This window comes from Mesorhizobium sp. M2A.F.Ca.ET.037.01.1.1 (assembly GCF_003998075.1).
In the GTDB taxonomy this organism is placed as follows: Bacteria; Pseudomonadota; Alphaproteobacteria; order Rhizobiales; family Rhizobiaceae; genus Mesorhizobium.
On the sequence record NZ_RZSA01000362.1, the window covers coordinates 1 to 5,890 of the forward strand.

Genomic DNA, 5,890 nt, shown 5'->3' on the forward strand with positions numbered 1-5,890 from the left:
GGTTGATCTCGAGGATCGGCTTGGCGGCCTTGTCGAGCCGGCCGGCGGCGTTGAGCAGGCGCTCGAACTGGCGGTCCGGGCCATGCTCGGGCGCGACCAGGCAGACGGCGCTTTCGGTCAGCCGGTCGGAGGCCTTCACGTCCGACACCTCGTCGCCGAGCGTCGTCTTCACGAAGGCGAGGAACGCCGCGATATCCGACGACGTCTCGGCATCAGGCTTGGCCGCGTCGTCGGGCAGCGGGATATCCGCAAGCTCGGCCGCGCCCTGCGTCACCGACTTGAACGGCTTGCCGTCGAATTCCGGCGTCATCGTCACCCAGAAACTGTCGACCGGGTCGGTCAAGAGCAGCACCTCGATACCGCGCGCGCGAAACCCTTCGAGCTGCGGCGAGGCCTCCAGCCGGGCGCGGTCGTCGCCCGCCATGAAGAAGATCGCCTTCTGGCCTTCCTTCATCGCGGCGACGTAGTCGGCAAGGCTGCGCCAGCCTTCGCCCGAAGCGGTCGAACGGAAGCGGGCAAGCTTCAGCAGCTGTTCGCGCCGCTCGTAATCCTCATAGAGACCTTCCTTGAGGACGACGCCGAAATTCTCCCAGATCTTGGCATAGGTTTCGGCGTCGTTTTCGGTCGTCTTGGCAAGATCGCCGAGAACGCGGTTGGTCACGCCCTTGCGGATCGCGGCGAGCAGCGGGCTTTCCTGGATCATCTCGCGCGAGACGTTGAGCGGCAGGTCGGCGGAATCGACCAGGCCGCGCACAAAGCGCAAATAGCGCGGCAGGAGATCGGCATCGTCGGTGATGAAGACGCGCCGCACATAGAGCTTCATGCGGCCTTTGCGATCTTGGTCGAACAGGTCGAACGGCCGCGATCCGGGCACGAAGGCGAGCACGCTGTATTCCTGCCGGCCCTCGGCGCGGAAATGGATGGTCGAGGCCGGCTCGTCATATTGCCCGGCGACGCTGCGGTAGAAGTCGGTATATTCCTCCGGCTTGATCTCGCTCTTCTGCCGCACCCAGAGCGCCGTGCCGTCGGCGATGTCGCGCGGCTCGGCGCCGGGCTTCTCGACAAGCGTGATCGGCACCGGCACATGGCCCGACTGCGACTTCGCCAGCCCTTCGAGCCGGTATGGCGTGGCGTAGGAGGTGGCGTCCTCCATCAGATGCAGCACCACGCGGGTACCGCGCTTGGGCGCCGCCTCAAGCGGCACCGGCGCGATTTCATAAGTGCCCTTGCCGTCGGACGACCAGCGGAAGGCCTCGTCGCTGCCGGCCAGGCGGCTGATCACGTCGACCCGGTCGGCGACCATGAAGGCCGAGTAGAAGCCGACGCCGAACTGCCCGATGAGCTGCGTGTCCTCCGTCGCCTTGCCGGCCTCGACGCGCTCCATGAAAGCGCGCGTGCCGGAGCGCGCGATGGTGCCCAGCGCCTCCGCCATCTCCTCGCGGCTCATGCCGATGCCGTTATCCTCGACGACAAGCTCTTTGTTGTCCGGATCGGCGGCAATCATGATGCGCGGCTTCGGATCGTCGCCCAGAAGCTCGGGACGGCTGACCGCCTCGAAGCGCAGCTTCTCGCAGGCGTCCGCCGCGTTTGAGATCAGCTCGCGCAGGAAAACATCCCTGTCCGAATAGACCGAATGCACCATCATGTGCAGCAGCCGCGAGACGTCCGCCTCGAATGTCCTGGTTTCCGCCGTCTTTGTGTCCGTCGTCATTCAGAGTTCCTGGGTTGGTCGTTTTGTCCGCCGCGCCAACACGCGCCCGGGTTAAAATCTTCAGCCATTGTTTCTTGTGCCATTGCTGCTTGTGGATGCGCGCCCTGCCAGTGCCGCGGGCGCCAGCGAGACCATGTCGGGCGCCAGAATATCGTTGCGGCGGGCGAAGGCAACAAGGGTCGCTCGCACCGTCTCCGCGTCGATTTCGCCGGCAATGCCGGCTTTGCAGGCATTGAGCGCGATCGCATGCGCGCTGCTCCTGCTCGCGGCCGGCCAATCCTGCAGCAGGGCATAGGCTTCCGCCACGCTCTCCAGCCGCACCGGCAAGCCCATGCCGACAAGCACCGTGACAGGCTCTTCAAAGCGGTCGTGGTTCATGGTCTGGCCCTTCTTTCGGATGGATGCCCACAGTACCCGGGCGAAGCCCGCCGGCGAACGTATGCCTGCGCGGGTAGGGTGGTTGCAGGACGATGCCATGCGACCGCGGCTGGCCTATGCCGGGGAGGGCCTGCACATTGAGCGCGCCCGCCGGCGTGGTGTGCGTCGCTGAAATCTGCTGGTTCAGGCGCGGCGCCGGCAGCGCGCTGTGCGCCTTGGTCAAGACTTCGATCCAGGCGGCAACGGCCAGCGGCACCGGCGCGCGCCCCTCGATCCAGCGCGTCGCATCGGTCCGGGAACAGCCAAGCTCCTGCGCAAGGTCGCCGGCGTCCCATCGCAAGCTTCTCAGGCATTCCCGCAAGCGTCCTGCAATCATGGCAATCGCAATTCCCTTCGCCCAAATCCCATCGCGACATAGTTGGACGGCCCCCGCTGTGGCGGGGGCCGATTTCGCTCAGCTTCGCGCCGATGTTTCGGTGGACGACACCTGCTGCGCGGCAAGGAACATCAGCGTCGAGGCGACCGTCCGCCGGTTCCACCCGGTGGCTTCGGCCGCGTCGAGCAGTCCTGCCAGCAGCGGTTTCAGCGCGCTCCGGCATTCGGCTTCATAGGCGAGGAATTCGCTTGCCGAATGCGTCGGCGCGGGAATCGAGCCATCTGCGCTCATCATGTTCATAACGCCCTCCCAAGTTTTGGCGGAACGCCCGCTCCCGTAGCCGGGAGCGGGCTCTCGTCAGCGTCTCAGAAGTCCATGCCGGCGCCGGCCGGCACGGCCGGGGCGGCTTCCTTCTTCGGCTTTTCGGCCACCATCGCCTCAGTGGTGACGAGCAGACCGGCGACCGAGGCCGCATCCTGCAGCGCGGTGCGCACCACCTTGGCGGGGTCGATCACGCCCTGCTTGTAGAGGTCGCCATACTGGCCGGTCTGGGCGTTCCAGCCGTAGGCGAAGTCCGTCTTCTCGCGCAGCTTGCCGACGATGATCGAGCCTTCCGATCCGGCATTCTCGGCGATCTGGCGCGCCGGAGCCTCGATCGCGCGCCGCACGATGTCGACGCCGTATCTCTGATCGGGATTGTCGACAGCGACCGCGTCGAGCGCCTTGGCCGCCCTCAGCAGGGCAACGCCGCCGCCGGGCAGGATGCCTTCCTCGACCGCGGCGCGGGTGGCGTGCAGCGCGTCGTCGACACGGTCCTTCTTCTCCTTGACCTCGACTTCCGTCGCGCCGCCGACGCGGATCACCGCGACGCCGCCGGCGAGCTTGGCCAGCCGCTCCTGCAGCTTCTCGCGATCATAGTCGGAGGTGGTCTCCTCGATCTGGGCCTTGATCTGCGTGACGCGGCCCTGGATCTCCTCCTTCTTGCCGGCGCCGTCGACGATGGTGGTGTTCTCCTTCTCGATCGCGACCTTCTTGGCGCGGCCGAGCATCTCCAGCGTGACGTTCTCCAGCTTGATGCCGAGATCCTCGCTGATGGCCGTGCCGCCGGTCAGGATGGCGATGTCCTCCAGCATGGCCTTGCGGCGGTCGCCGAAGCCCGGAGCCTTGACGGCGGCGACCTTCAGCCCGCCGCGCAGCTTGTTGACCACCAGCGTGGCCAGAGCCTCGCCCTCGACATCCTCGGCGATGATCAGCAGCGGCTTGCCCGACTGGACGACGGCCTCGAGCACGGGAAGCAGCGCCTGGAGGTTGCCGAGCTTCTTCTCATGGATCAGCACATAGGGCTCGTCGAGCTCGACGCGCATCTTGTCCTGGTTGGTGATGAAGTAGGGCGAGAGATAACCGCGGTCGAACTGCATGCCTTCGACGACTTCCAGCTCGGTCTCGGCGGTCTTGGCTTCCTCGACGGTGATGACGCCTTCGTTGCCGACCTTTTCCATAGCCTCGGCCAGGAAACGTCCGATCTCGGCATCGCCATTGGCCGAGATGGTGCCGACCTGGGCGATCTCGTCGTTTCTGGTGATCTTGCGCGCATTGGTCTTGAGTTCGGCGACCACCGCATCCACCGATTTGTCGATGCCGCGTTTTAGATCCATCGGGTTCATGCCCGAGGCGACCGCCTTGGCGCCTTCGCGAACGATCGCTTGGGCAAGCACGGTGGCAGTCGTGGTGCCGTCGCCGGCGAGGTCGTTGGTCTTCGAGGCGACTTCGCGGACCATCTGGGCGCCCATATTCTCGAACTTGTCCTCAAGCTCGATCTCCTTGGCGACGGTGACGCCGTCCTTGGTGATGCGCGGGGCGCCGAACGACTTGTCGATGACGACGTTGCGGCCCTTGGGACCAAGCGTCACCTTCACCGCGTCGGCGAGGATGTTGACACCGCGCAGCATGCGCTCACGGGCGTCGGAATGGAATTTGACTTCCTTGGCGGCCATTGGATCACTCCTTGTCTAGGCAGCTTTCATTGACTGGGTTGCGGTTCGGTCGAAGCCCCGGTCAGGCGGCTTTCTTCAGCGTCGCGGCCTGCTCGATCACGCCCATCACGTCGCTTTCCTTCATGATGAGCAGATCCTCGCCGTTGAGCTTGATCTCGGTGCCCGACCACTTGCCGAACAGGATGCGGTCGCCGACCTTCACGTCGAGGGCCACGAGCTTGCCGCTCTCGTCGCGGGCGCCCGGGCCGACGGCGATGACTTCGCCTTCCTGCGGCTTTTCCTTGGCGGTGTCGGGGATGATGATGCCGCCGGCCGTCTTCTCTTCGGCCTCGATGCGGCGGACGAGCACGCGGTCATGCAGTGGACGGAACGTCATATCGTTCTCCTTCAGGACAAACGGATTGCGAGAGGTCCCTCCGCTCCGGACCGGGAGGACCGGAGCGGGGCTCGCGACCCTTTCGGCGTCGCGCGCATGTCGAGCTAATTTTGCCTTCTTCTACTTTCAAGGGGGTGCCAAAAAAATTTTGGCACTCTCGATCGTCGAGTGCTAGCGTGCTGAAAACATGCGGTAAATTGGGTCGCTCCGACAAAGGAAAGGCTTGAATTCGCGATTGAGCTGAACAAGATTATCGGCGCCCGGCAGCGCCGGACCGCTGAGAAATTTGGAACCCGAACCAAGGAGTTTTTGGAGACGGAGGACAGAAATGGACCGACAGACGCTCTCGCCGATCATTCCTTCCCTTGCTCCCGAAATATCAGACCTTTCGCTCGACCGGCTGCTGTCGCCGGCCAGCCATTTTCAGCACCCGCGGGATGTGCTGGAGGACGGCTCGCTCGACATATGGGAAAAGCGGGCGATCCTTTCGTCCTGGGCGTCCGACGCCTGCGCCGTGGAATCGATGCCGGCGCTGCGCCAGCCGCCGGGCGCCGAGCGGCCGGTCTCTTTCGACGACATCATGGATGCGCTGCGCCGGCTCGACGCAACCGTCCCGCCGCCCAGCGGCCCTGCCGATGACGACCACCGGCAGCTGGTCTACCGGCTGAGCGCGTGAGGGCGGAAGACAATGGTGAACGCGGTCAGCGCGGAAATCCGCTTGCAGCAGTCGGACGCTCGCGCAACGCTGGTCTTGGGCGGTCGATCGGGGGCGCCCGCATAGAGAAGATCCACACCAACCGAGCTTCTCTGTTCCGTCGCAAAGTCTTCGTATCCGCCATATGAATGATGCCAAGCGGCTCGATGAATGATGCCAAGCAGCTCGGTGCCTTCTCCCTTTTACAGCGGCGAATTTCAGCATCCATCGAGAGATGAAGTTAACATATGTTATGCCCGGCAGACGGATCACCTGGCAGCGGTTCCGCATAAGTTGCGACCGGCGATAACCTTAATTTCGGTTTCGGTTGCATAGGCTTCCCGAAAGGAAGGTAAAGGGC

Annotated in this window: 7 protein-coding genes; 1 reads left to right on the top strand and 6 read right to left on the bottom strand. The window is 64.5% G+C overall.

The window, feature by feature from the left end:
* The 6 genes from htpG to groES form a co-directional block, all read right to left on the bottom strand.
* The coding region (htpG, locus tag EOA27_RS18550) for a molecular chaperone HtpG (RefSeq protein ID WP_127256860.1) at nucleotides 1–1,711 on the bottom strand (1,711 nt) is incomplete at its 3' end.
* 60 nt (nucleotides 1,712–1,771) lie between these two features.
* A complete protein-coding gene (locus tag EOA27_RS18555; RefSeq protein ID WP_126078120.1) occupies nucleotides 1,772–2,089 on the bottom strand; it encodes a DUF982 domain-containing protein in 318 nt (105 codons plus the stop codon).
* Complete coding sequence (locus tag EOA27_RS40765; protein ID WP_189343181.1) at nucleotides 2,070–2,465, bottom strand: hypothetical protein; 396 nt, start codon at nucleotides 2,463–2,465, stop codon at nucleotides 2,070–2,072. Before EOA27_RS40765 ends, EOA27_RS18555 begins: the two co-directional genes overlap by 20 nt.
* A gap of 78 nt (nucleotides 2,466–2,543) precedes the next feature.
* Nucleotides 2,544–2,765, bottom strand: coding sequence for a hypothetical protein (locus tag EOA27_RS18565; protein ID WP_126078119.1), 222 nt, complete (start codon nucleotides 2,763–2,765; stop codon nucleotides 2,544–2,546).
* Between the two features lie 65 nt (nucleotides 2,766–2,830).
* The gene (gene groL, locus EOA27_RS18570) at nucleotides 2,831–4,459 is read right to left on the bottom strand and encodes a chaperonin GroEL (protein ID WP_126078118.1); all 1,629 of its coding nucleotides are present in this window, start codon (nucleotides 4,457–4,459) and stop codon (nucleotides 2,831–2,833) included.
* A 61-nt stretch (nucleotides 4,460–4,520) separates the two neighbouring features.
* Entirely contained in the window at nucleotides 4,521–4,835 is a 315-nt protein-coding gene (gene groES / locus EOA27_RS18575; RefSeq protein WP_126078117.1) for a co-chaperone GroES, read from the bottom strand.
* Between the two features lie 328 nt (nucleotides 4,836–5,163).
* Here groES and EOA27_RS18580 point away from each other — a divergent pair, with 328 nt between their 5' ends.
* Nucleotides 5,164–5,511, top strand: coding sequence for a hypothetical protein (locus EOA27_RS18580; RefSeq protein WP_126078116.1), 348 nt, complete (start codon nucleotides 5,164–5,166; stop codon nucleotides 5,509–5,511).
* Nucleotides 5,512–5,890 lie beyond the last annotated feature (379 nt).